This is a genomic window from Salicola sp. AFF1 (genome assembly GCF_056783195.1).
Map to the genome: position 1 here is coordinate 48,392 of NZ_JBXAYL010000015.1, position 23,902 is coordinate 72,293.

At 61.4% G+C, this 23,902-nt stretch carries 22 protein-coding genes; 16 read left to right on the top strand and 6 right to left on the bottom strand.

Annotation, left to right across the window (positions count from 1 at the left end; genetic code table 11):
- Positions 1–147 precede the first annotated feature (147 nt).
- The 6 genes from AC1RQI_RS11285 (at position 148) to glpK (ending at position 7,817) form a co-directional block, all read left to right on the top strand.
- A complete protein-coding gene (locus AC1RQI_RS11285) occupies positions 148–1,182 on the top strand; it encodes an NADP(H)-dependent aldo-keto reductase (protein WP_481904858.1) in 1,035 nt (344 codons plus the stop codon).
- A 7-nt stretch (positions 1,183–1,189) separates the two neighbouring features.
- Complete coding sequence (locus AC1RQI_RS11290) at positions 1,190–3,382, top strand: acetyl-CoA hydrolase/transferase C-terminal domain-containing protein (protein ID WP_481904859.1); 2,193 nt, start codon at positions 1,190–1,192, stop codon at positions 3,380–3,382.
- Positions 3,383–3,408: 26 nt separating this feature from the next.
- Positions 3,409–3,867, top strand: coding sequence for an FKBP-type peptidyl-prolyl cis-trans isomerase (locus AC1RQI_RS11295; RefSeq protein WP_481904860.1), 459 nt, complete (start codon positions 3,409–3,411; stop codon positions 3,865–3,867).
- Positions 3,868–3,972: 105 nt separating this feature from the next.
- Positions 3,973–4,740, top strand: coding sequence for a response regulator (locus tag AC1RQI_RS11300; protein ID WP_416634016.1), 768 nt, complete (start codon positions 3,973–3,975; stop codon positions 4,738–4,740).
- 6 nt (positions 4,741–4,746) lie between these two features.
- On the top strand, positions 4,747–6,339 hold the full coding sequence (locus tag AC1RQI_RS11305) for an ATP-binding protein (RefSeq protein WP_481904861.1): 1,593 nt from the start codon (positions 4,747–4,749) through the stop codon (positions 6,337–6,339).
- Positions 6,336–7,817, top strand: a complete 1,482-nt coding sequence (glpK, locus tag AC1RQI_RS11310; protein WP_481904862.1) for a glycerol kinase GlpK — start codon at positions 6,336–6,338, stop codon at positions 7,815–7,817. The genes AC1RQI_RS11305 and glpK overlap by 4 nt, the downstream gene beginning before the upstream one ends.
- 6 nt (positions 7,818–7,823) lie before the next feature.
- Here glpK and argF read toward each other — a convergent pair whose 3' ends face one another.
- Together argF and AC1RQI_RS11320 are read right to left on the bottom strand one after the other, a co-directional pair.
- Positions 7,824–8,744, bottom strand: coding sequence for an ornithine carbamoyltransferase (gene argF / locus AC1RQI_RS11315; RefSeq protein WP_416634019.1), 921 nt, complete (start codon positions 8,742–8,744; stop codon positions 7,824–7,826).
- 29 nt (positions 8,745–8,773) lie between these two features.
- Positions 8,774–9,973 (bottom strand): acetylornithine/succinylornithine family transaminase, encoded by a 1,200-nt coding sequence (locus AC1RQI_RS11320; RefSeq protein WP_481904863.1) that lies wholly within the window; start codon positions 9,971–9,973, stop codon positions 8,774–8,776.
- A 212-nt stretch (positions 9,974–10,185) separates the two neighbouring features.
- Between AC1RQI_RS11320 and grxD the strand changes: the two genes are divergently transcribed.
- Positions 10,186–10,524, top strand: a complete 339-nt coding sequence (gene grxD / locus AC1RQI_RS11325) for a Grx4 family monothiol glutaredoxin (protein ID WP_481904864.1) — start codon at positions 10,186–10,188, stop codon at positions 10,522–10,524.
- A 2-nt stretch (positions 10,525–10,526) separates the two neighbouring features.
- On the opposite strand, the gene AC1RQI_RS11330 is transcribed toward grxD, so the two are convergent.
- From AC1RQI_RS11330 to AC1RQI_RS11345, 4 genes are all read right to left on the bottom strand, one after another.
- Complete coding sequence (locus AC1RQI_RS11330; protein ID WP_481904865.1) at positions 10,527–11,288, bottom strand: energy transducer TonB family protein; 762 nt, start codon at positions 11,286–11,288, stop codon at positions 10,527–10,529.
- Between the two features lie 27 nt (positions 11,289–11,315).
- Positions 11,316–13,487, bottom strand: a complete 2,172-nt coding sequence (locus AC1RQI_RS11335; protein WP_481904866.1) for a DUF1631 domain-containing protein — start codon at positions 13,485–13,487, stop codon at positions 11,316–11,318.
- 85 nt (positions 13,488–13,572) lie between these two features.
- Positions 13,573–14,880, bottom strand: coding sequence for an HlyC/CorC family transporter (locus AC1RQI_RS11340; RefSeq protein ID WP_481904867.1), 1,308 nt, complete (start codon positions 14,878–14,880; stop codon positions 13,573–13,575).
- Between the two features lie 30 nt (positions 14,881–14,910).
- Complete coding sequence (locus AC1RQI_RS11345) at positions 14,911–15,705, bottom strand: cytochrome C assembly family protein (protein WP_416634025.1); 795 nt, start codon at positions 15,703–15,705, stop codon at positions 14,911–14,913.
- Positions 15,706–15,794: 89 nt separating this feature from the next.
- Between AC1RQI_RS11345 and ffh the strand changes: the two genes are divergently transcribed.
- The 9 genes from ffh to thrC all read left to right on the top strand — a co-directional run bounded on the left by ffh (position 15,795) and on the right by thrC (position 23,897).
- Positions 15,795–17,213 carry a signal recognition particle protein gene (ffh, locus tag AC1RQI_RS11350; RefSeq protein ID WP_481904868.1) on the top strand — a complete coding sequence of 473 codons (1,419 nt, stop codon included), beginning with the start codon at positions 15,795–15,797 and terminating at the stop codon, positions 17,211–17,213.
- 147 nt (positions 17,214–17,360) lie between these two features.
- A complete protein-coding gene (gene rpsP / locus AC1RQI_RS11355) occupies positions 17,361–17,606 on the top strand; it encodes a 30S ribosomal protein S16 (protein ID WP_416634027.1) in 246 nt (81 codons plus the stop codon).
- A 13-nt stretch (positions 17,607–17,619) separates the two neighbouring features.
- A complete protein-coding gene (rimM, locus tag AC1RQI_RS11360) occupies positions 17,620–18,156 on the top strand; it encodes a ribosome maturation factor RimM (protein WP_481904869.1) in 537 nt (178 codons plus the stop codon).
- A gap of 53 nt (positions 18,157–18,209) precedes the next feature.
- Complete coding sequence (trmD, locus tag AC1RQI_RS11365) at positions 18,210–18,965, top strand: tRNA (guanosine(37)-N1)-methyltransferase TrmD (RefSeq protein WP_416635695.1); 756 nt, start codon at positions 18,210–18,212, stop codon at positions 18,963–18,965.
- 22 nt (positions 18,966–18,987) lie between these two features.
- Positions 18,988–19,344, top strand: a complete 357-nt coding sequence (gene rplS / locus AC1RQI_RS11370; protein WP_416634029.1) for a 50S ribosomal protein L19 — start codon at positions 18,988–18,990, stop codon at positions 19,342–19,344.
- On the top strand, positions 19,337–20,242 hold the full coding sequence (gene xerD, locus AC1RQI_RS11375; RefSeq protein WP_481904870.1) for a site-specific tyrosine recombinase XerD: 906 nt from the start codon (positions 19,337–19,339) through the stop codon (positions 20,240–20,242). The genes rplS and xerD overlap by 8 nt, the downstream gene beginning before the upstream one ends.
- 65 nt (positions 20,243–20,307) lie before the next feature.
- Positions 20,308–21,039, top strand: coding sequence for a DsbC family protein (locus AC1RQI_RS11380; protein WP_481904871.1), 732 nt, complete (start codon positions 20,308–20,310; stop codon positions 21,037–21,039).
- 117 nt (positions 21,040–21,156) lie between these two features.
- Positions 21,157–22,458, top strand: a complete 1,302-nt coding sequence (locus AC1RQI_RS11385; protein WP_416634032.1) for a homoserine dehydrogenase — start codon at positions 21,157–21,159, stop codon at positions 22,456–22,458.
- A 32-nt stretch (positions 22,459–22,490) separates the two neighbouring features.
- The gene (gene thrC, locus AC1RQI_RS11390) at positions 22,491–23,897 is read left to right on the top strand and encodes a threonine synthase (RefSeq protein WP_481904872.1); all 1,407 of its coding nucleotides are present in this window, start codon (positions 22,491–22,493) and stop codon (positions 23,895–23,897) included.
- Positions 23,898–23,902 lie beyond the last annotated feature (5 nt).

Sequence of the window (23,902 nt, forward strand, 5' to 3'; positions counted from 1 at the left end):
CTCCGGGGCTGAACGGACAATGACAGTGTTGCTCGTCAGGGTTACCGTTTCCTGACATCGGTGTGATGTTTTGATGACGGCCCTGGCATTGCGGTGGCCCGGGGATGGACTTAGCATGCGGGGACAATTCAGTGGGAGGTGACTGCAATGGAAAAACGCCAGCTAGGCCGGACCGGCATTGAGGTAAGTGTGATCGGCCTGGGAACCATGACCTGGGGGGAACAGAATACCGAGCAGGAGGCCTTCGAGCAGCTGGATTACGCGATGGATCAGGGCGTCAACCTGATTGATGCCGCTGAAATGTACCCCGTGCCGCCGCGTGCCGAAACCCAGGGCCTTACGGAAACCTATCTTGGGAACTGGTTGCAGCGCCGGGGCAGGCGGGATGACCTGGTGATCGCCACCAAGGTGACCGGCCGCAGTGACATGGACTACATCCGGGGTGGTCCGCGCCTGACCCGCCAGCAGATCCACCAGGCCGTCAATGACAGCCTCAAGCGGTTGCAGACCGACTACATTGACCTTTACCAGGTGCACTGGCCTGAGCGCCGCTCGAATTTCTTCGGCAAGCTTGGCTATAGCCCGGTGGATGATTCGGATGCGGTGCCCATTGAGGAGACCCTTGAGGCGCTGAATGAACTCGTGGAGGCCGGTAAGGTGCGCCACATTGGCCTGTCGAACGAGACCGCCTGGGGCGCCATGACCTACCTGAAGGAGGCGGAGCGCCGGGGCTGGAGCCGGCCGGTGAGCATCCAGAACCCCTACAGTCTGCTGAACCGTTCCTATGAGGTGGGCCTTGCGGAGGTGTCACTGCGCGAGGACTGTGGGCTCCTGGCCTATTCACCCCTGGCCTTTGGGGCGCTCAGTGGTAAGTACCTGGGTGGCAGGAAGCCCGCGGGCGCGCGTCTCACCGAATTCTCGCGCTTTACGCGCTACACGTCGGAGCAGGCGCAGGAGGCGACCCAGGCCTATGTGAATCTTGCGGGCGAGCATGGCCTTTCGCCAGCGCAGATGGCCCTGGCCTGGGTCAACTCCCGGTCCTTTGTGACGAGCAACCTGGTGGGAGCCACGACCATGGATCAGCTCTCCGAGAACATCGAAAGCGCCCGCATTCAGCTCTCCGATGAACTGCTGGACCGGATCGAGCGCCTCCACCAGCTTTATACCTATCCCTGTCCGTGAGCTGCCCATGAGCGAAGAAGGCGCAAGCAGCCATTTTCGCCAGGCTGAGCGGTGTGCCGAGGAATTGATCCGCCGCCTGGATGGCGATATCCGGATTGCGTTGCCGCTGGGGCTGGGTAAACCGGTCCACCTGATCAACGCGCTCTATCGGCGTGCCTGTGACGAACCGGCCATCCAGCTTCACATCATGACGGCGCTGTCGCTCGAAAAACCGCGTTCAGGCAGCGCCCTGCAGAAACGGCTGATGGAGCCCTTTGTGGAGCGGGTCTATGAGGGGGTGCCGGAGCTGGAATACGCAAGCGCGGTCAGCCGGGGGACGCTGCCGGATAACGTAACGGTCACGGAGTTCTTTCTGAGGGCTGGCAGCCGTCTGGGAAACCCTGACCAGCAGCAGCGTGTCGTGATGACCAACTACACCCATGCGGTGCGTGACCTGCTGGCTATGGGGGTCAACGCCGTGGGGCAGATGGTGGCACCAGATGCGGAGGGGCGCCAGGTCAGCCTGAGCTGTAACCCGGACCTGACCCTTGAGATCCTGCCGAAACTCCAGCAGCAGCGCGACTCAGGCGACACGGTTGTGATTGCCGGTGAACTCAACCCGGAACTTCCCTGGTTCGGTCATGACGCGGCGGTGGATCGTGACACCTTCGACCTGGTACTGGAGCCCAACAATCCCTCCATGCGCCTGTTCCCGGTGCCGGATATGCCGGTGGAAACCGCTGATTACCTGATCGGTTTCTATGCCGCCAATCTGGTGCGCGACGGCGGCACGCTCCAGGTGGGCATCGGCGCTCTGGGGTCGGCGGTGGTCTACAACATTCTGTTCCGCCACAGAGACAATGGCCTCTTCAATGAATTGGCCCGCCGTCTTGACGCCCATTCCCGATTCCCGGAGATGGCGGCGGTTGGTGGTACCGGGCGCTTCGAGGAAGGGCTCTACGGCTGCAGTGAAATGATGGTCGAAGGCTTCCTGCACCTGTACCAGGCGGGCGTCCTCAAGCGCCGGGTGGTGGCCGACCGCACACTGCAACAACTGCTGGATGAGGGCACCATCCGGGAACCCCTGGACATAACCGCTCTGGATCGGCTCTGTGAGGCGGGCTGCATCGAGACCGTCCTGAAGGCGCGTGACGTGCAGTGGCTGGTGCGTTTCGGCTTCTTCAGTGAGACCTGCGAGCTCAAGGGTGGGCGCCTGAGCCTGGGAGAGGAGGCGGTGCGCCCGGATCTCGGGGACGAGCAGGCGCGGACCCTGATTGAGCAGTACGCGCTCAATAAGGAGATGGCCGGGGGCGTGGTGATGCACGGGAGCTTCTTCCTGGGACCGGAACGTTTCTACCAGGGCCTGCGGGAGCTGAGTGAGGCGGATCGTTCGCGTCTCAGCATGACGAGTGTGGGCTTTGTGAACCATCTCTATGACGATCCTTTGGGGGATCAGGCGCTCAAGACGGCGCAGCGCCGCCGGGGACGGTTCATCAACTCGGTGATGATGCAGACTCTGAACGGAGCCGCTGTCTCCGATGGCCTTGAGGATGGCCGCGTGGTCAGTGGTGTGGGCGGTCAGTACAACTTTGTGGCCATGGCGCATGAACTGCCCGAGGGACGGTCCATTCTGACGCTGAGGGCCACGCGCATGAGCGGCGGTCGTCCAGAGTCCAATATCCGCTTCAACTATGGCCACTGCACCATTCCTCGCCACCTGCGCGATATTGTGGTGACGGAGTACGGGGTGGCGGACGTGCTCGGGAAGCCGGACTCGCAAGTGTACCAGCGGTTGATCTGTATCGCGGATTCGCGCTTCCAGAACGAGCTTATGCGCGAGGCGAAAAAAGCCGGCAAGATTCCCAGGGACTGGAAAATCCCAAAGGCGCACCGCAACAATTACCCACAGCGTCTTGAAGCGGCAATTGCACCGCTGCGGGCGCATCATCAGCTCTTTCCATCCTTCCCCTTCGGTACAGAGTTCACCGAGGTGGAGCAGGGACTGGTCCAGGCTCTGCAGTGGCTTCGCAATGCCACTGGCTCAAGGCGTGGGCTGCTGGCGGTGCTCTGGCGAGCGCTGCGACAGCATGCCCCTTCGCCGATGGAGCGCAGTGCGCTGGAACGCATGAGCCTGAGCGAGCCAGTGGGATGGCGCGAACGGCTGGAGCAGAGACTGGTATTACACGCACTGCGGGTCATCGGCGTGACCCGCACGCAATGACCGAATACAGGAGGATGCACAACAGCATGGCGGAACAACGGGTTTATCGACTGGCGTATCAACTCAAGAACCGGGACGGCGAGGTTGTGGACAGCTCCGCCGGTGCGGAGCCGCTGCATTTTGTCAGTGGCTGCGGGCACATGATTGAGGGCGTCGAACGGGCCGTGGAAGGGCGCGAGCCGGGGGAGTGTCTGGAGGTGACGATTCCACCTTCCATGGCCTATGGCGAGCACCAGCCCGAGCTGGTTCGCAGGATGCCACGGAGCATGTTCCAGGGGGTTGAAAAGCTTGAGGAGGGCATGAAGTTCCAGACGGATTCGGGCGACAATGCTCAGGTGGTCAAAGTGGTTGGCTTCGAGGATGAACAGGTGCTGGTGGACGCCAATCACCCATTGGCCGGTATCACGCTCTATTTTGACCTGGAGATCCTGGAAGCCAGGGATGCAACCCCGGAGGAGGTCGAGGCGGGTGAACCATTGGCCTGAGGACGGCGCTCACATGCAAACTCGCCATCAGTGTGTATACTTGTGTTACACAATGTTTGACGTACGACCCGGCCCCTGCGCCTCAATCCTGCGACAGGACTAACAATGGAAACAACAACGAACGAGACGGATGCCGTGGAACAGACCAGTGAAGCCTCGCGTGTTCTGATCGTCGAGGACGATGAGCGGCTGGCGGAGCTGACCCGGGATTTTCTGGAAAAGAACGGGCTGGTGGTTTCGCTTGAAACCAATGGGGCTCGCGCGGTGGAGCGGATACGGGATGAAGTCCCAGACCTGGTCGTTCTCGACCTGATGCTCCCCGGGGAGGATGGCCTGGCCATCTGTCGCCGCGTTCGCCCGTTCTACAATGGGCCCATTCTGATGCTGACAGCTCGCACGGATGACCTGGACCAGGTGCTGGGGCTGGAAATGGGGGCGGACGACTATATGTCCAAACCGGTGCGCCCCCGGGTTCTGTTGGCCCGGATCCGCGCCCTGCTTCGCCGTATCAGTGAACCGGCGGCGCAGGTCGGGGCAGCCCCACAGACCGGAACGGAGGATGGTCCGGAGCGGCTGGTCTTCAATAACCTGGTGGTTGATCACTCCATGCGTGAGGCTTGGCTTGATGACGAGAGCATCGATCTCACCAGCGCCGAGTTTGACCTCCTGTGGTTGCTTGCCAGTAACGCCGGGCGCGTGCTCAGCCGGGAAGAGATCTTCACCTCCCTGAGAGGCATCGAATATGACGGCCAGGATCGCTCCATTGATGTTCGTGTGTCGCGGATCCGGCCGAAGATCGGGGATGACCCGGTGCACCCACGTCGTATCAAGACGGTGCGGAGCAAGGGTTACCTCTTCGTTCGCGACGTCTAGGCATCGATGTCGCTGAGGCGTTACTACTTTCGCGTTTACGCCGCCCTGATCCTGGTGGCGCTTGGCGTCACCCTGGTGGGGTCCTTGCTGGTGGTGACCATCAACGGGGTGCGGGAGCAGGCGTTTCTTGAGCATTACCCGGCGCCGCTTCTGGATTGGCTGGCCGAGCATCCTCGGGTGGTGGCACCTGTGAACGCCCGCACCTCATCGTCAAAGCTGCGCCTGCTGCCCCGCCAGGCCGTGGCCCTGGGCGATGTGGCGCAGGAACGTCTTGAGTACGGCCAGGTCCTTGCTCAGCGCCGGGGCGATGCCGTCTATTTCTATCGCCTGGCGCCAGAGGCGGGGGTTCTGCAACTGCGTGCTGAGGACCCCTACCGGCATGTGGCGGAGCTGACCGCCCGGACGCTGGTGCTGGTGGCTGACCGTTACTGGAATGGGGATGCCAGGGCGGCCGGGGCGGCGTTGGGCGTTACTGTGACGCCGCTCGAGAATGCGCAGCTCCCCCAAGGGTCCGCTCTTGAACGCATTGCCAATGACGCGGTTGTCTACCATCAGCCGCAGCTCCGCGAGGCTGCGGAAACCTATGCAGCACTGTCTGATGGGACCCTGGTTTCGGTGACCCACCCTCCCCCTTTTCGTTACTGGTCCTGGCCCCTGGCACTGGTGCTTGCCGGCTTGGTGGCGGCGGTTCTGGGGGGCGTGGTGTATTACTTGCTGGTCGACCTGCACCGGCGTCTTTGCAGTATCGAGGGCGCGGTGTCCCGTATCGCCCGGGGGGAACTGGATGCGCGGGTCAGTGATGGGGGCGACTCGATGGGCGGACGTCTGGCCGCTGCCTTCAATCGCATGGCGGATCACATCCAGCGGCTGGTCAGCGTCCAGAGCGAGATGATCCACGGGGTGTCCCATGAGTTGCGTACGCCCGTGGCCCGTATCCGCTTCGGGGTGCAAATGATTGAGGACTGTGAAGACCCGGATATGTTGCGGTCCCAGCTTGGCGCCATTGACCGTGATATTCAGGAACTGGACGAACTCATTGACGAGATTCTGACTTACGCCCGGCTGGAGCAGGGCGGACCCGTGATGACGGTCCAGCGGCTGGATATCGCCGAGACGGTGGAGCAAGTGGTTGAGGAACAGCAGGGCATGCGTCCCGAACTGCGGATTGAGGTGGCTATACCGGACGATGCCCGTGCCTTTTCCGAGGCGGATGCGGAGCCACGCTACATTCACCGCGCGATCCAGAATCTAGTGGGGAACGCCACGCGTTATGCCAGTGCCAGGGTGCTGGTGGCATGTCACTTCGATGACCAGACCGTTCGCATTGATGTGCAGGATGATGGTCAGGGTATACCGGAGGAAGACTGGGACAAAGTCTTTACCGCTTTCGCCCGGCTTGATGACAGCCGTACCCGCAGCTCTGGTGGTTATGGCCTGGGACTGTCCATCGTCCGGCGCATTCTGTACTGGCATGGCGGGCAGGCGTTCGTGGGGCGCTCGCAGCAGCTGGGCGGCGCCTGCTTTACGCTCGTCTGGCCCCGCCGCCAGCCGAGGGATCAACATGGAGACGCCGGTACGCGAACGGAGGAGCCGTCATGACCCGCCTACTCGCCATTGATCAGGGTACCACCAGTTCTCGGGCCATTCTGTTTGGTGAGGATGGCCGGCCCCGTCAGGTTGCCCAGCATGAGTTCCGCCAGTTCTACCCGGGGGATGGCTGGGTGGAGCATGATCCGGACGAAATCTGGGATACAACCCGTCAGGCCTGTCTGGAGGTGCTGCGCCAGGAAGGTATCAGCGCTCGCGAAGTGGCTGGTATTGGCATCACCAACCAGCGTGAAACCACGATCGTCTGGGACAGGACCACGGGCGAGCCCATTCACCGGGCCATTGTCTGGCAGGACCGTCGCACCACGCCCCAGTGCGAGGCCCTCAAGCGTGAGGGATGGGAAACCACGCTGGTGGAGCGTACCGGTCTGCTCATGGATCCCTATTTCTCGGCGACCAAGCTGGGCTGGGTCCTGGATAACGTGGATGGCGCCCGGGCACGGGCCGAGCGCGGGGAGCTGGCATTCGGCACCATCGACACCTGGATTCTCTGGAAGCTTACCAATGGTCGCGTGCATGCCACCGATGCCACCAATGCGTCGCGTACCGCCCTGTTCAACATCCATGAACAGCAGTGGGATGAGCGGCTTCTGGAATTGTTCCGGATTCCCGCCTCACTGTTGCCACAAGTCCAGGACAGTGCCTCGGACTTCGGGCGTACGGAGCCGTCGATCCTGGGGGCGGCGGTTACCGTGGGCGGCATTGCGGGTGACCAGCAGGCATCGCTGTTCGGCCAGACCTGTTTTGAGCGTGGCATGGCCAAGAGCACTTACGGCACTGGTTGCTTCCTGATGCTGAACACCGGCGGCGAGGCCATCCGTTCCGAGAACCGGCTGCTGACGACCGTGGGTTACCGGCTGGAGGGGCAGGTCACCTATGCCATGGAAGGCAGCATCTTTGTGGCGGGTGCGGCCATCCAGTGGCTCCGGGATGGCCTCCGGCTCATTGACAGTGCGTCGGAATGTGAGGCCATGGCCGAGTCCGTAGGGGTGGAGAATCCCGTCTATCTGGTACCCGCATTTACCGGGCTGGGGGCGCCCTACTGGGATCCACACGCCCGGGGAGCCATCCTCGGCCTGACCCGTGATACGGGTATCGATGACATCGTTACTGCTGGCCTGCAGTCCGTGTGCTACCAGACCAAGGATCTGGTCCGGGCCATCCAGAACTGTGGGGCGCCGCTTGAGGAGCTGCGCGTTGATGGGGGTATGGTGGTCAACAACTGGTTGATGCAGTTCCTGGCCGATATGCTCAATGTGGCCGTGGATCGGCCCGTGATTACGGAAACCACAGCTCTTGGAGCGGCTTGCCTGGCCGGGCTTCAGACCGGGGTTTATGATGGGCTCGACCGCATCCGGCAACGCTGGCAGGCGGAGCGACGGTTTGAGCCGGCCATGGCCCCGGCGGTTCGTGAGCACGCCTACCAGGGCTGGCTGGATGCGGTGGAAAGGGTAACGCGTTCGCGCTGAAGCGTCTCAGTCGAGACGCTCAAGCCCCAGGACCAGGCCCTCAAGCAGCGCTTTCTGGGCGTGCAGCCGGTTTTCGGCTTCATCCCAGACCACGCTGCTGCGGTGTTCCAGCATGTGCTCCGAGATTTCCTCGCCTCGATGGGCCGGGAGGCAATGCATGAACAAGGCATCCCGGTCGGCCCTTTCCATCAGTTCCGGTGAGACCTGGTAGCGGCTGAAGTCGCTGAGTCGTTGCTGCTGTTCTTCTTCCTGGCCCATGGAGGCCCAGACGTCGGTGGCCACCAGGTTGGCATCGCGCACCGCCTCTTCCGGGTCGTTTACGATCCGTACCCGGTCCTGGTTGGCGGCGACCAGGCTGGTATTGGGCTCATAGCCCTCGGGACAGGCGATCACCAGCTCGAAGTCGAACTGCAGCGCGGCGTTGATGTAGGAATTGCACATGTTGTTGCCGTCGCCCACCCAGACGACTTTCGCGCCCTGTATGGAGCCGCGGTGCTCGCGCCACGTCTGCATGTCCGCGAGCAGCTGGCAGGGGTGGAAATCGTCGGTCAGGGCGTTGATGACCGGTGTCTGGGAGAAGGCGGCAAAACGCTCAAGCATTTCGTGGCTGAAGGTGCGGATCATGACCGCATCCACCATGCTTGAGATCACGCGGGCACTGTCTTCCACGGGTTCGCCACGGCCCAGCTGGGTATCGCGGGGTGAGAGGAAGATGGCGCCGCCACCGAGTTGGGTCATGCCCGCTTCAAACGAGACGCGCGTCCGTGTGGAGGACTTTTCGAAGATCATGCCCAGTGATCGGTTGTGCAGACTGTCGCGGGTAATGCCCTGGTTGCGTTCCCGGCGCAGATCCGAGGCATGGTCCAGTACACGTGTCAGTTCATTGGTGTCCAGATCCAGCAGTGTCAGAAAATGTCGGACGTTCATGCTGTCGTTCCCTTTTGTGGCAGGCAGCGTTACTGGCGCGGACGGTCCCGGTCATCAGCCGCGTACAGCTTGATGATCCGGATGACCTGATCCGCCATGTAATCCGCTTCGTCATCAGTCATGGTCAGTGGCGGCAGAAGCCGGATCACCCGTTCCCGGGTGATGTTGAGCAGGATCCCCTGGACCTTGGCCAGCAGGACCAGCTCCGAACAGGGATCGGTAAGCTCGATGGCCAGCATCAGCCCTCGACCGCGAATGGCGTGAATGTAGTCGGCGCCCTCCAGGTGCTCCCGGAAGCGTTCAAGCATGCGTTGGCCCAGAACGCGTGCGCGCTCGGCGAGCGCGTCCTGTTCAATAACATCCAGAACAGCCAGGGCCGCCGCGCAGCCCAGAGGGTTGCCGCCGAAGGTTGAGCCGTGACTGCCCGGGCTGAAAACCTCTGCCGCAGCGCCCCGGGCCAGACAGGCGCCAACCGGGTAACCGTTGCCAAAGCCCTTGGCAAGCGTCACCACATCCGGCTCAATGCCAGCCTGATGGCAGGCCAGATAGGTGCCAGTGCGGGCGTTGCCGGTCTGGACCTCGTCCAGCATCAGCAGCCAGTTGTGGCGCTCGCAAATGCGGCTGAGTCCCGGCAGGTAGTCCTGGGCCGGGATGGCCACTCCGCCTTCCCCCTGGATGGGCTCAACCAGAACGGCGACCACGTTGTGGTTGGTCTCGGCTATGGTTTCCACCGCTTCCAGATCATCAAACGGGGCGCGGGCAAAGCCATGGACCAGGGGCTCGAAGCCGGCCTGGACCCGCCGGTGGCCGGTGGCGGTCAGGGTGGCCAGGGTCCGGCCATGGAAAGCATTTTCCATGACGATGATGCTGGGATCGGTTACCCCCCGTTGGTGTCCGTACTGGCGTGCCAGCTTGATGGCGGTTTCGTTGACCTCGGCACCGGAGTTGGCAAAGAAAGCGCCGTCCATGCCGGTGAGATCACACACACGGTGTGCCAGTTCCTGTTGCAGTTTGCAGTGGAAAAGGTTGGAACAGTGGGTCAGTCGTTCCGCCTGCTGGCTGATGGCCCGCGCCACGGTTGGATGGCTGTGGCCCAGACCACATACCGCAATGCCGGTGAAGGTATCCAGGTAACGCTGGCCCTCGGTATCATAGAGCCACATCCCGCGGCCGTGTTCAAAGACCACGGGCAGGCGACCATAAGTGTTGAGCAATGGCTGGTTCGCCATGGCAGAGGGCCTCACTGAAACAAAAAAGGCAGCCTTCAAAGCTGCCTCTGTAAAGGACCAATACTAGCGTTAAACGCGTGGGCTGGCAAACGGGAGAGCGCGGGCATGATGCCGCGGCCAGTGCCAGCGAATACCCAAGTATAATGGTCAGGTATCAGTGTGTTCTGTAGAATAGGCACCGGTAAGATCAGCGTCCGTTAGCTGGAGGATCCATGGACATTAACGACACCATCAAGCAACAGATCAGCGACAACCCCATTCTGCTGTTTATGAAGGGGACGCCACAGGCACCGCAGTGCGGGTTTTCCGCCAAGACCGTTCAGGCTTTGATGGCCTGCGGGCAGCGCTTTGCCTATGTGAATATCCTCGATAACGACGAGCTGCGCGAGGCTCTCAAGACCTATTCCAACTGGCCGACTTATCCCCAGCTCTATGTTAATGGTGAGCTGGTTGGCGGCTGCGACATCATTCTGGAGATGCACGAAAGTGGTGAGCTCCAGGAGGTGGTTGATAGCGCTGCCGAGGCAACCGAGGACGATTCCAGCGCCTGAGTCTAGTCCGGCTGGACCGGCTCGAAAAGGAGCCGGACGCTGAAACGGCGCCGCCCTTCCGGCGGATCCGGAAAGGGCGTTGCCGCCAGCGCGGCTTCCCGGGCTACCTCGTCCAGATCCGGGATACCGGAGGAGGTTGTCACCTTTGCGCGCCGCAGGGCGCCATTGCGCATCAGTCTCAACTCCAGGACAACCTCATGAGGCGTTCCCAGTTCTTTGAGTAGTGGTGTGTAGGCCACCGCCTGCGCGATCCGTTCCCAAAGCGTGATTTCGTAGGCCGAGCGCTGGCGATTGTCGTTCTGGCTGAGCCGGGTGATTGGCACCTCTGGGTTCTGGCTGGAAACGGGGGAGCTGGTTTCGCTCGTGGTGGCGTTGTCTTCCGGCGAGGTGGTGTCCGTTTGCTCGTTGCGGTTAGCCTGAGCGGTTTCTGGTGTCTGTTGGGCGTTGGTGGGCGAGGTGGTGGCTTTGGGCGTCCTTTGCTGGTCGCCAGCGGTAACCGCTTCTGCCTTGGGGGCCCTGGTTTCAGTCGTGTCTTGAGCTGGCACCTTCTGCTGTGCCGCCTTCGTTGAGGACTTGACCGGTGTGGTCTGTACGGAACCAGTGGCAGGAGCAATGCGGACGCTAACCGTTGGCGGCCGGGTGTTGGGCACCGGCAGCGATACCCATGCATTGGCCAGCGTGGCCACGACCACATGCAGGCAGAAGGCTACCGATAGGGCCAGTAACAAGGGGTACGCGGTCTGTTGGTTGAAGGGGTCGCTCATGTACTCCGGGGCCGTTTCTCATCCATCTCAGCTGGCCTTACGGCTCAAGCGTCTTACGATGCCACTTAGGGCGTGCTCGACGATGGCGACCTCCTCAAGCAGGACGAGTTCGCCACACCGCAACGCATGGGCCAGCTCATCACGGCTCTTGGTCACCACTTTAAGGCCCATCCGGTTCACGAACACAAAACAGTCGGCATCTTCGATAACGGCAGAGAGCTTACAGCGGAAGTGGGCCCCGTTGACAAGGTAAAACGCCACCCAGTCGCCGACATTGAGGGTCTCCAGGGTTTCGTAATGTTGGGCGATGATGGCGTCATTACACGCTAGGCCAGGGGCGGAGGCTGTTCGCCTCGGGGATTCTTCAAGGGGCATGGCGCCTGCCTCGCTTGTTGCCGTGGTGGCCTGTTTCTGGAAAGCCAGCGCCAGTTGGTGCCTGAGATTGACCATGCCCACTTCAAGCTGGCGAGGAGGGTAGGCAACAGCCTCCAGGCCCGACTGGATTGTCCTGACCAACGCGGGAGCCTGGCGTACCCAGGGCTTGCGTTCATCGTAGGGCGGCCCAGGATGCAGGCACCACAGCAGATCGTCGACAGTCCCTAGGGCGTGTTCCCATGGGTACTCGGTATCGTCCCGCAGATAGGCCAGCCACATGACCCGGCTCCAGCCCTGGACCAGGAGTTGTTGGATGCCTTCGGGGATTTCGTGGCCCGCCAGCCGTTGCGCCAGTGTCTGCTCCACTGCTTCCTGTGCTTTGCGCGTCTTGATTCGCCCCCGTTCGGCTTCGCGGGTCCGTTGTTCCACCAGCGCGGCCTTGCGATTCTCGTCTTCCAGCAGCGCCTCGAATTCCCCATAAAGGGCCTCAAAGAGGGCTGGGTCACTGTCGTATTCCGCTAGAAGGCGTGCCACCGTCTTGTGGATGCCGCTGTACAGACGGTCCCGCTTCACTTCCTCGTGGCTGCTCCAGCCAATGCCGGCGTGGCCCAGGGTGTCGAGAAGTTTTCGTGCCGGGTGTGAGGGGGCGCTGAAAAAGGCAGGATCCCGCAGGGCCACCTTGAGAATGGGCGCCTGAAGCCGGCTGAGCAGCGCACGGAGAGGATCCGGCAGGTTGTGGTCATTGAGAATGGATTCGAACAGTAGCGAAACCAGGTTGACCAGGTCCTCGTCCTTGGGAGTCAAGGTAGCCCGCTTGCCCAGCGTTTCGCAGCGGCGCGCCAGCAGCTCCCCGACCATGCTGCGCAGGCCCGGGGGATCCGGGGCACTGTAGAGGAGGTCGATGCCAGCCCATCTGGAAGGGATGGTTGCAAGCAAAGCGTCCAGCTCCTGGTGGGAGAGGATATGGACAGCTTCCCGGGAGGTGTGGTCCATGACATCGCTGCTGTAGCGGCGATAACCGGACAGCAGCGATTCCATGTTCAACGGGTCTGAATCGGTGTCCGCCCTGGCTTGGGTGTCCGTCTGGCGGGCAGTGTCTACCCCTTCGGTTTCGGGTTGGGTAGAGGGTGGGTGGGGGAGGCCGGCGCTTGGGCACCGGAAGTAGGGGTGCAGGATCCGGTTGGCTTCGTCCAGCATAATGCCCAGGCTCGTCAGAACGTAGCGGTCAAAATGCCTGAGCAGCAGCAGCCGCTCCCGGACCTGGATGGCCAGTTCGGAGCAGGCCTGCTGGAAGGCTCGGCACAGGTGTTCTGGGGCTAGCGGGTTGACTGGGTGGGCGGTGCCAGAATCCGGGTAAAGGGCCGAAAACCGGGTCTGCAGCTGGAGCAGGAGGGTCTGCTCGCTCACTGCGGCGCGGGTGATCATGGCATTCAGGGTGACCTGTTCTTCAAGGGTGTTGTGATTGGCCGAGCATGGCGAATCGGCCTCCAGACGGCGCCCGGGCTTGGCCGTTTCGCCGGCATTACTGCGGGGCGGTACCAGGAACAGGTGAACCAGTGCCTGGAGGAACTGGTTCTCGATGTTTTTACGTTTGAGGCGCAGCTCGCGCATTGTTTCGAAACAGCGGTTGTAATCGCTGTTACTGCGGGCATCGTTGGCCAGCTCGAAAAGGGTGTCATCCGTGGCATCCAGTGTGCCTCTGAGCAAATTCATCAGACCGGGCACTACCGTGTCGCGGACCAGGAGGAGCTCCTCCGGTAGTGTGCAGCTGTCAGGCCGGGCCTGATCCGAAGACGTGGTACGGATGCCGGGGTCTTCCCTCATGGCGGGCTCCCGCTGACTGCCTCAGTGCTCTAGGGCAGGAGTTGTCCATTTAGTGTACAAACATTCCAGGAGAATCACAAAAGCGTTATCGCTTCAGCGGGGCATGATCGGGCTGCGATGTTGTGGCGGTCTCGGCTGGGTGGAGTCGGACGGTGCGGATAACGTTGTCCTTGATCTGGAGGGTTTCCAGTCGCATACCATGCAGTTTCACGCACAGGTTGCTTTCAGGAATGGATTCCAGGTAATCCGTAATCAAGCCGTTGAGAGTCTTGGGGCCGTCGGTGGGCAGGTCCAGCTCTAGAGCACGGTTCAGGCTCCGGATCGGGGTGGTGCCGTCAACGATCGTGGTGCCGTCGCTCTGGGGCAGGATGTCCTGGCTGCTGCTGGCCGCAAAATCAGTGGTAAACTCGCCCACAATCTCCTCCAGAATGTCCTCAAGCGTGGCAATGCCGAGCACATCTCCGTATTCGTCCACCACGATGCCGATGCGGCGGCGTTCTTTCTGGAAGTTGAACAGCTGGGTATGCAGTGGGGTGCTTTCCGGAATGAAATAGGGTTCCCGGCAGATCTGCATCAGAACCGCCTTGTTGATGTCATCGCTGTGGAGGAGCCGGCTGACGTTGCGCAGGTGCAGAATGCCTACGGTGTTATTGATGTCGTTCCGGTAAACCGGAAGGCGTGTATGCTGGCTGCTGCGTATGACCCGAAGTATCTCGTCCATCGGGTCATCCAGGTCGATGCCCACGATTTCATTGCGGGGCACCATGATGTCATTCACCGTCACCTTTTCCAGATCCAGGATGCTCAGGAGCATGTCCTGGTGGCGCCCAGGGAGCATGGAGCCGGATTCGTTCACCAGGGTGCGCAGTTCCTCCCGGCTCAGGTGATCACTGCCCTGCTGGCCTTCCAGGCGTACACCGATGAGCCTCAGCAGGTTGTTGGTGATCAGGTTGAGGACCCAGACCATCGGGTAAAGCAGTTTCAGCAGCGGGCCCAGGGCGTGGGAGGCCGGGAAGGCGATCTTCTCAGGGTAGAGGGCCGCCAGTGTTTTGGGGGTGACTTCTGAGAAAATCAGGATGATGATGGTCAGGCCAATGGTGGCAATCGCCACGCCGGCATCGCCCCAGATGCGCACCGCGATCAGTGTGGCGATTGCCGAGGCGAGGATGTTGACGAAGTTGTTGCCGATCAGGATGACGCCGATCAGCTGGTCCGTACGCGCCAGCAGTCTGTCCGCGCGCCGGGCACCACGGTGACCGGTCTTGCTCAGGTGCCTGAGCCGGTAGCGGTTCAGCGCCATCATGCCGGTTTCGGAGCTCGAGAAGAACGCCGAAAGGATGATCAGGAGGACCAGAACAGCGCCGAGGGTTGTTAGCGAGGCTTCATTACTCAAGGTTGATGGCCTGCTGTTATCCAGTGGTCGTCACAGGATGACGTCGATGACCAGGCGACTGCCGAAGTAGCCCAGAGTCAGCAGGATGCAGCCTGCCAGTGTCCAGCGGCTGGCAACAGCCCCCCGCCAGCCGCGGATCTGGTGGCCGAGGATCAGCGCCGCGAATACCAGCCAGGCGAGCAGTGTGAAAACCGTCTTGTGGACCAGGTGCTGCCCAAACAGATCCTGAACGAAAATGGCGCCGGTAATGATGGCCAGCGTGAGAATGGCAACCCCGGTATGGATGAGTCCGAAAAGGAGAGCCTCCATGGTTTCCAGTGGGGGAAGGGCGCGCACCAGTAACCCGTTGTGATGGGCTTTGAGGTGATGGTGTTGCAAGTACAGCAGGATCGCCTGGATGGCGGCTAACGCCAACAGGCTGAAGGCGGTGATCGCCAGGCTGACATGCAGCAGCACCCCGACATTGGAGTTGTCGATGAGCCGGGGCCCTGTATAGAAAATGATCTTGGTCAGAATGCTGAGCAGGGCAACGGGATAGACGATGAGAAGCAGCGGCTGTACCGGGTAGCGTAATGAGAGGATCAGCACCAGTGCTGCCAGAAGGGCCGCAATGGTTGTCCCGGCGACTAGCACCGACAGGTTGATGCCGCCGTCCAGCACCATGAAGCGCAGGGCAAAGCTCAGATGGGCGGCGATGGCGAGCACGCCGGTAAGCTGGGCCAGCCAGCCGGCGCGTTGATTGCCCGAGCGGATCCGCAGTGCCTGCAGTAATGTTCCCGCACCGTAGAGGATGACAGCGGTGAAGGCGATGATGGTCGTGCCCATGTGTATTGGTATGACCGGCTCCGGTTCGTCTCCAGACGCTCAGTCTGGTTATAATGGCGTTAAACATCAACCGACAATTGCGGGCGTCCATGTTTGATAATCTGTCCGATCGGCTCTCAGGGAGCCTTCGCAAGATCTCCGGCCAGGCGAAGCTGACCGAGAACAACATCAGTGAAACCCTGCGCGAAGTGCGCATGGCGCTGCTTGAGGCGGACGTAGCGCTGCCGGTGGTCAAGGCCTTCGTCGACAATGTTCGGCAGAAGGCGCTGGGCCAGGAGGTGATGCGCAGCCTGACGCCGGGCCAGGCCTTCATCAAGCTCGTCCAGTCCGAGCTGGAAGCCGTTATGGGGGCTGCCGAGCCCTTGCAGCTTGAGGGTAAGCCGCCAGCGGTCATCATGATGGCCGGCCTTCAGGGGGCGGGCAAGACCACGAGTGTCGCCAAGCTGGCGCGTTACCTGAAGGAGCGGGAGAAGAAGTCGGTGCTGGTGGTCAGCGCCGACGTCTATCGCCCGGCGGCGATCAACCAGCTTGAGACCCTGGCCGGTGAGGTGGATGCCACCTTCTATCCCAGCAGCACCGACCAGGACCCGGTCACGATCGCCAACAATGCCGTGGACGAGGCTCGGCGGCGCTTCATCGACGTGGTGATTGTCGACACCGCAGGCCGCCTGCACGTCGACAACGACATGATGGACGAGATCGGGCGTCTGAATAAGGCTGTTCAGCCCAACGAAACGCTGTTCGTGGTGGATGCCATGAGCGGCCAGGACGCGGCCAATACTGCCAAGGCGTTCAGTGACGCGCTGCCGCTCAGTGGCGTTATTCTCACCAAGGCGGACGGCGATGCGCGTGGTGGTGCGGCATTGTCCGTGCGCCATATTACGGGCCGGCCCATCAAGTTCATGGGTGTGGGCGAGAAGAATGACGCTCTGGAGGTGTTCCACCCGGACCGGATCGCCTCGCGCATTCTGGGAATGGGTGACGTGCTGTCGCTCATCGAGGATGCCGAGCAGAAGGTTGACCAGAAAAAGGCCCAGAAGCTCACCAAGAAGATCAAGAAAGGGAAGAAGTTTGATCTTGAAGACTTCCGGGACCAGCTCCAGCAGATGAAGAAGATGGGCGGCATGGGCGCCATGCTGGAGAAGATGCCCGGTATGGGCCAATACCAGGAGATGGCCGAAAAACAGGTCAACGACAAGTCCATGGGGCGAATGGAAGCCATCATTTCTTCCATGACCCCGCATGAGCGCCGCTACCCCGATGTCATCAGCAGTTCCCGCAAGCGCCGTATCGCCGCCGGTTCAGGTGTCCAGATGCAGGAGGTCAACCGTCTGCTCAAGCAGCATAAGCAGATGCAGAAGATGATGAAGAAAATGGGCAAGAAAGGCGGCATGGAGAACATGATGCGCGGCATGCAGGGTATGATGGGCCAGGGCGGCCCCGGCGGCCAGGGTGGCCCTGGCGGCATGGGAGGCGGTGGTATGCCCCCTATGGGAGGGCGACGCTGACGTTCTCTGATCAATGCTTTTCAGGGGCGGCGTTTTACAGTAGAATGTCAGCCCTTTCGCACGGGTGGAATCGAGCCCGTGGCAGCCGGTTCGCATGCACAGGCTTGCCTGAACTGATTATTTCAACGCAACAGGACAGTCGCTGAGATGGTAACAATCCGTTTAACACGAGGCGGCGCCAAAAAGCGCCCGTTCTACCACGTCCAGGTTACCGACAGCCGTCAGCCCCGTGATGGCCGCTACATCGAACGGCTGGGCTTCTTCAATCCAGTGGCGCGCGGTAATGAAGAGCGTCTTCGACTCGACACCGAGCGTGCCCAGTACTGGATCGACCAGGGAGCACAGCCCACTGAGCGGGTAAGCAGCCTGCTGAAAGAGGCGGCTTCCGAGTAAGGGAGTCGTGCCCATGGGGGTCGGGGAAACCATACTGGGGCAGATTACCTCGGTTTACGGGGTGAAGGGCTGGGTGAAGGTGTATTCCTACACTGAGCCTCTGGATAACATCTTCCAGTATCCCAATTGGACGCTCGTGGATGGGCGTGCCTCCTCCCGAGGGGAGCGTAGGGTCCGTCTGGTGACCGGCAAGCCTCATGGCAAGACACTGATTGCCAAGCTTGAAGGCATTGAGGACAGGGACCAGGCGGCCGGACTCTGTGGTCTCGATATCCGGTTTGAAACCAGTGAGCTGCCAGCCCTGGAAGAGGGTGAGTACTACTGGTATCAGCTCCAGGGGCTGCGGGTTCGCACTGCTGACGAGGGGCGCGACCTGGGAGTGGTGGACCATCTGATCGAGACTGGGTCCAATGACGTGCTGGTGGTGCGTGCTGACGCGGCCAGCACGGATGGCAGGGAGCGGCTGATCCCCTTTCTGCCGGATGAGATTATCCGGGAAGTGAACCTTGAGGGCGGGATCCTTGAGGCTGACTGGGACCCAGAGTTCTGAGAACGGCCCGCGTGCCGGATGACTGGTTACGGGACAGGCAAGAGGCGCTCGGGTTGCAGGTTGCAGCGATCAGTATTTTCCCGGAAATGTTCCGGGCGATCACCGATTATGGGGTGACCGGCCGGGCGGTTTCCGAAGGACAGCTGGTGCTGGACTGCATCAATCCCCGGACCTTTACCCATGACCGGCACCGTACGGTCGACGACCGTCCCTATGGGGGAGGTCCCGGGATGGTGATGAAGGCCGAACCGCTGGAAGCCGCCATTGATGAGGCGGTGGCACGGGTCGGTGAGGGGGCGAAAGTGATCTGCCTGTCGCCCCAGGGGCGGGTTCTTGATCAGGCGAAGGTTGAGTCCCTGGCAGCGGCGTCCGGTCTGGTGCTGATTTCCGGGCGTTATGAAGGGATTGATGAGCGCGTTCTGGAATCGCGGGTGGACGAGGAAATCTCCATCGGCGACTACGTGCTCAGTGGCGGCGAGCTTGCGGCCATGGTGCTGGTGGATGCAGTGGTCCGCCAGATTCCCGGGGTTCTCGGGCACAGCCAGTCCGCGGTAGAGGATTCATTCGCGGACGGCCTGCTGGATTGCCCGCATTACACGCGCCCGGAAGAACATCGCGGACGCAGGGTTCCGGAAGTCCTGCTTGGCGGGGATCACGAACGGATCCGGCAGTGGCGGCTGAAACAGTCATTGTGGCGGACCCTGATGAGACGCCCCGAACTGCTCCGCGAACGGGAATTGACCGCCGAGGAGCAGCGGCTGCTGGCGGAGATTGAAAACGAACGGCCGGACGGCGGGTCGGATTGGTGACACATTCAGGAGTGAGCGAAAGATGAGTGGCAAGAAAAGCATCATCCAGGAAATTGAAAACGAGCAGCTCAAGGAGTCCGTTCCCGAGTTCGGCCCGGGTGATACCGTGGTCGTTCAGGTGCGGGTGACCGAAGGCAACCGGGAGCGTCTGCAGGCGTTTGAGGGCGTGGTCATCGGTAAGCGTAACCGTGGCCTGAACTCCTCATTCACCGTACGCAAGCGCTCTTATGGTATTGGCGTTGAGCGGACCTTCCAGACGCACTCGCGGTTGATCGACAGCATTTCGGTCAAGCGTCGCGGTGATGTGCGCCAGGCGAAGCTGTACCATCTGCGTCAGCTCTCTGGTAAGGCTGCCCGGATCAAGGAAAAGCTTGGCTGAGCAACGCAACGAGCAACTGGTTGCGTCATTCAGTGAGTCGCTCTGGCTGGAATCCGGCCTGAGCGACCGTTCCAGGCTTTCTTACGAAAGCGATTTGAGACAGTTCGCACGCTGGCTTGCTCAGGATTACCCTGACCGGGATCTCGTCGGGGTGGATCGAACCTGTCTCATGGATTATCTCTCCCACGAGCTTACCAGGGGCGCCCGCTCCAGCACCGCGGCACGGCGACTCTCCTGCCTGCGCCGATTTTATCGCTACCTGTTGCGTGAAGGCATCATCAGCGAAGACCCGACGCTGCGACTGGACAGTCCCAGACAGGCTCGCAGGCTGCCGGATACTCTGACCGAAGCGGACGTTGAGGCGCTTCTGGATACGCCGGCCACCGATGACGCCATTGAGCTCAGGGACAGGGCGATGATGGAACTGCTTTATGCGTGTGGCCTCCGGGTTTCTGAGCTGGTCGCGTTGAGACTGTCACAGGTCAACCGGCGCCAGGGAGTGGTGCGCCTGTTGGGTAAGGGGAACAAAGAGCGTTTGGTTCCCCTGGGCGAGGAAGCCCTGGAGTGGCTTGAGCAATACCTGCAGCAGGCGCGGCCCGGTCTGGCCGAGGGTACCGGTAGCGATGCCCTGTTTCCCGGAGGCCGTGGCGGGCATCTCACGCGCCAGGCTTTCTGGTACCGGATCCGCCGCTATGCCGTGCGTGCTGGTATCCGCAAACCCCTTTCCCCACACACCCTGCGGCATGCTTTTGCCACTCATCTGCTCAACCATGGGGCGGATCTGCGGGTGGTCCAGATGCTGTTGGGGCACAGTGATCTTTCTACGACCCAGATCTATACCCATGTGGCGCGGGAGCGACTGAACCAGCTGCACCAGAGTCATCATCCGCGGGGCTGATCGACGACAGGGCACGGGAATTTCGGTATCCTCGCAGGACCTAATAGCCAGATCCGGAGTTGAGTATGAGATCCTTTTCGCTCGCTTCCCTGCTGATCCTTGTAGGGCTGATACCAGCTGTTGCTCAGGCGGCTTCGACCGAGGAGCGCATTCGTGAGCAGCTCTCGCAGCGTCTACCCGACATGCCCATTGAGCGTGTCAGCGAGACTGAGCGGGAAGGGCTTTACGAGGTGAAGAGCGGGGGAAACCTACTCTACATCACGGCGGATGGGCGCTATATCTTCACGGGCCAGATGTTGCGTCTGGACGAGGAAAGCGTGGTTAACCTCAGCGAGCAGGCCCGGAGCAACCAGCGCCGTGAGGCGATTGCGGCACTGGACCAAGACGAGCTGATCCGTTTTGGGCCTGACAAGGGCAGTGTGAAAGCGGACCTGTATGTGTTCACTGATACGACCTGCGGCTACTGCCGTAAGCTTCACCGGCATATGGAAGCCCTGAACGAGCTGGGCATCCGGGTGAACTATCTGGCGTACCCGCGCGGTGGTCCGGGCAGCAAAGGCGCCCGGAAACTTGAAGCGGTCTGGTGTTCAGAGGATCGCCGCAGCGCCATGACCCGTGCCAAGCAGGGGGAGACAGTGACGGCACCATCCTGTGATGCGCCCGTGGTGTCCCATTTCCGTCTCGGCCAATCGTTCGGCGTTAAAGGAACGCCTGCACTCGTTACTGAGTCAGGGCAGATGATCCGCGGCTATCAGCCGCCCCAGGCATTGGCACGGAAACTCGGGATTGAGGGCTGAGCCAGGCGTGGGAGTGGGAGCCAGTACCCGTCGAGTTTTTTTCGGCGCGCAAAGCGTATAATATGCCCGTTTCCCCGGCATTGACGTGCACTTTTCAAGCGAACAAGAGGTGGCCAGTTGAAGGACGTGAACATCGGAATCTGTGGTCTCGGAACCGTCGGTGGCGGGACCTGGGAGGTCCTGCAGCGCAATGCCCGTACCATTGCTGGGCGAGCGGGTTGTAATCTGCGTGTGGCACGGGTGGCGAATCGGCGCCCACGTCCGGATCTGGGGCTGGGTGACACGCCTTTTTCCACGGACGTGAATGATGTGGTCAACGACCCGAATATCGATATTGTCGTTGAGCTGATAGGCGGCTATGACGAGGCCCGTCGGCTGGTCCTGGCAGCCATCGAGCAGGGCAAGCATGTGGTGACTGCCAACAAGGCGCTGATCGCGGTGCACGGCAATGAGATCTTCGAAGCCGCACGCCAGAAGAATGTCATTATCGCCTACGAGGCGGGCGTCGCTGGCGGCATCCCGGTCATGAAGGCGATCCGGGAAGGGCTCGCAGGGAATCGTATCCACTGGCTTGCCGGGATCATTAATGGTACCGGCAACTACATCCTCACGGAGATGCGCGCCGGGCGCGACTTTGATGAGGTCCTGAAGGAAGCTCAGGACCTGGGCTACGCCGAAGCCGACCCGACCTTTGATGTTGAAGGCATCGATGCGGCCCATAAGCTGACCATCATGGCCTCGGCCGCCTTTGGCGTGCCGTTGCAGTTTGATCGCGCCTATACGGAAGGCATTGCCAACATCACACCCTATGACATTGCCCATGCCGAGGCGCTCGGGTATCGGGTCAAGCACCTGGGCATCGCCCGTTCCCGTGAAGAAGGGATTGAGCTTCGTGTGCATCCGACCCTGGTCCCGGGGAACAATCTCATTGCCAAGGTGGATGGCGTGCTGAACGCGGTCCTGGTGGACGGTGACGCCGTTGGCCAGACCATGTACCACGGCCCGGGTGCCGGGGACGAGGCGACGGCCTCGGCGGTCATTGCGGACCTGGTGGACGTGGCCCGCTCGGTTGCCTCAGGCAGCGACCAGCGGGTTCCTTATCTTGGCTTTGAGCCCGAGGCCATCACCGATCACAAGATCCTCCCGCCGGAGGAGATCCGCTCCGCCTACTATCTTCGGATTCAGGCTCTGGATCGGCCAGGCGTGCTGGCCAAGGTGGCTTCCATCATGAGTGAGAACGGAATCAATATCGAATCCATCATGCAGAAGGAATCCGAGCTGCACGATGGCCAGATTCCGGTCATCCTGTTGACCCATACGGTTCTGGAAAAACAGGTTAATGACGCCATTGCCGAGATGGAAGCGCTTCCGGAAGTGGAGGGCCGGGTGGTCCGCATTCGCGCCGAGAACTTCCTCTGAGAACTGCAACCGGACACTGACGGTAAACCACCTTGCGATACATCAGTACCCGCGGGCAGGCGCCCGCGCTCAGTTTTGAAGACGTGCTGCTGCAGGGGCTCGCCTCTGACGGCGGCCTCTATGTGCCCGAAACGCTGCCGCGTTATACGCCGGAAGAGCTGATGGCGTTGCGGGGACTGCCCTATGACGAGCTGGCCTGCCGGGTGATGTACCCTTTTGTGGCGGAGTCCATCCCCGAGGATGCGTTCCGGGAAATGGTGCGCGAGACCTATGCCGGTTTTGCCCACAAGGCGGTGGCGCCGCTGGTCCAGCTCGATGCCAACGAGTGGGTCATGGAGCTCTTCCGGGGGCCGACACTGGCGTTCAAGGATTTCGCCCTCCAGCTTCTGGGGCGGCTTCTGGATTACGTACTGGAAAAACGCGGCCAGCATGTGGTCATTCTGGGCGCGACCTCCGGGGATACCGGTTCGGCCGCGATTGAGGGCTGCCGCCACTCGAAGCACGTGGACATCTTCATCCTCCACCCGCACGGACGGGTTTCGGAGGTGCAGCGGCGCCAGATGACCACCGTGCTCAGCGACAATGTGCACAACATCGCGGTGGATGGCAGTTTCGACGACTGCCAGAAGATGGTGAAGGCGAGTTTCGCGGATCAGTCCTTCCTGGAGGGCAAGACGTCCCTGGTGGCGGTCAACTCCATCAACTGGGCCCGTATCATGGCCCAGATCGTCTATTACATCTATGCGTCCCTGGCGCTGGGCGGGCCTCACAGAAGCCTTGCGTTTTCAGTGCCCACGGGCAACTTCGGGGACATCTTCGCAGGCTATCTGGCGCGCCAGATGGGGGTGCCCGTGCAGCAACTGGTGGTCGCCACCAACCAGAACGACATCCTGCACCGTTTCATCAGTGGCAACCACTACGAGACCGGCAAGCTGCAGCACACACTTTCCCCGAGCATGGACATCACGGTTTCCAGCAACTTTGAACGCTTGCTGTTTGATCTTTACGGGCGTCATCCAGAAAGTGTTATCGAATTCCTGAAGGGGGCGGAGCAGGGTGCTGTGTCGCTGGAGGCCGACCGCTGGAAGGTGGCGCGCCAGCTGTTCGACAGCCTCTCAGTGGACGACGAGCGCACCTGCGAGGTGATTGCTGAAGTCTACAATGAAACCGAGTACCTGCTGGATCCGCACACAGCCATCGGTGTGGAGGCCGCACGTCGCTGCCGGCGTGACCCTTCAATCCCGATGGTGACCATGGGAACGGCCCATCCCGCCAAGTTCCCGGACGCGGTGGCGCAATCCGGGGTCACCCAAGAGGCTCCATTGCCCACTCATCTGTCCGACCTGAAGGAACGCGACGAGCGCTTTACGGTGCTGGACAACGATCTCGCCACCATTCAGCAGTTCATGGCCCGTAACTGGCGCCACACCAACAGCTGATTTCT

Coding starts and splice junctions, on each gene's coding strand:
- AC1RQI_RS11285 (WP_481904858.1), top strand. CDS start 148: ATGGAAAAACGCCAGCTAGGCCGGACCGGCATTGAGGTAAGTGTGATC.
- AC1RQI_RS11290 (WP_481904859.1), top strand. CDS start 1,190: ATGAGCGAAGAAGGCGCAAGCAGCCATTTTCGCCAGGCTGAGCGGTGT.
- AC1RQI_RS11295 (WP_481904860.1), top strand. CDS start 3,409: ATGGCGGAACAACGGGTTTATCGACTGGCGTATCAACTCAAGAACCGG.
- AC1RQI_RS11300 (WP_416634016.1), top strand. CDS start 3,973: ATGGAAACAACAACGAACGAGACGGATGCCGTGGAACAGACCAGTGAA.
- AC1RQI_RS11305 (WP_481904861.1), top strand. CDS start 4,747: ATGTCGCTGAGGCGTTACTACTTTCGCGTTTACGCCGCCCTGATCCTG.
- glpK (WP_481904862.1), top strand. CDS start 6,336: ATGACCCGCCTACTCGCCATTGATCAGGGTACCACCAGTTCTCGGGCC.
- argF (WP_416634019.1), bottom strand. CDS start 8,744: ATGAACGTCCGACATTTTCTGACACTGCTGGATCTGGACACCAATGAA.
- AC1RQI_RS11320 (WP_481904863.1), bottom strand. CDS start 9,973: ATGGCGAACCAGCCATTGCTCAACACTTATGGTCGCCTGCCCGTGGTC.
- grxD (WP_481904864.1), top strand. CDS start 10,186: ATGGACATTAACGACACCATCAAGCAACAGATCAGCGACAACCCCATT.
- AC1RQI_RS11330 (WP_481904865.1), bottom strand. CDS start 11,288: ATGAGCGACCCCTTCAACCAACAGACCGCGTACCCCTTGTTACTGGCC.
- AC1RQI_RS11335 (WP_481904866.1), bottom strand. CDS start 13,487: ATGAGGGAAGACCCCGGCATCCGTACCACGTCTTCGGATCAGGCCCGG.
- AC1RQI_RS11345 (WP_416634025.1), bottom strand. CDS start 15,705: ATGGGCACGACCATCATCGCCTTCACCGCTGTCATCCTCTACGGTGCG.
- ffh (WP_481904868.1), top strand. CDS start 15,795: ATGTTTGATAATCTGTCCGATCGGCTCTCAGGGAGCCTTCGCAAGATC.
- rpsP (WP_416634027.1), top strand. CDS start 17,361: ATGGTAACAATCCGTTTAACACGAGGCGGCGCCAAAAAGCGCCCGTTC.
- rimM (WP_481904869.1), top strand. CDS start 17,620: ATGGGGGTCGGGGAAACCATACTGGGGCAGATTACCTCGGTTTACGGG.
- rplS (WP_416634029.1), top strand. CDS start 18,988: ATGAGTGGCAAGAAAAGCATCATCCAGGAAATTGAAAACGAGCAGCTC.
- AC1RQI_RS11380 (WP_481904871.1), top strand. CDS start 20,308: ATGAGATCCTTTTCGCTCGCTTCCCTGCTGATCCTTGTAGGGCTGATA.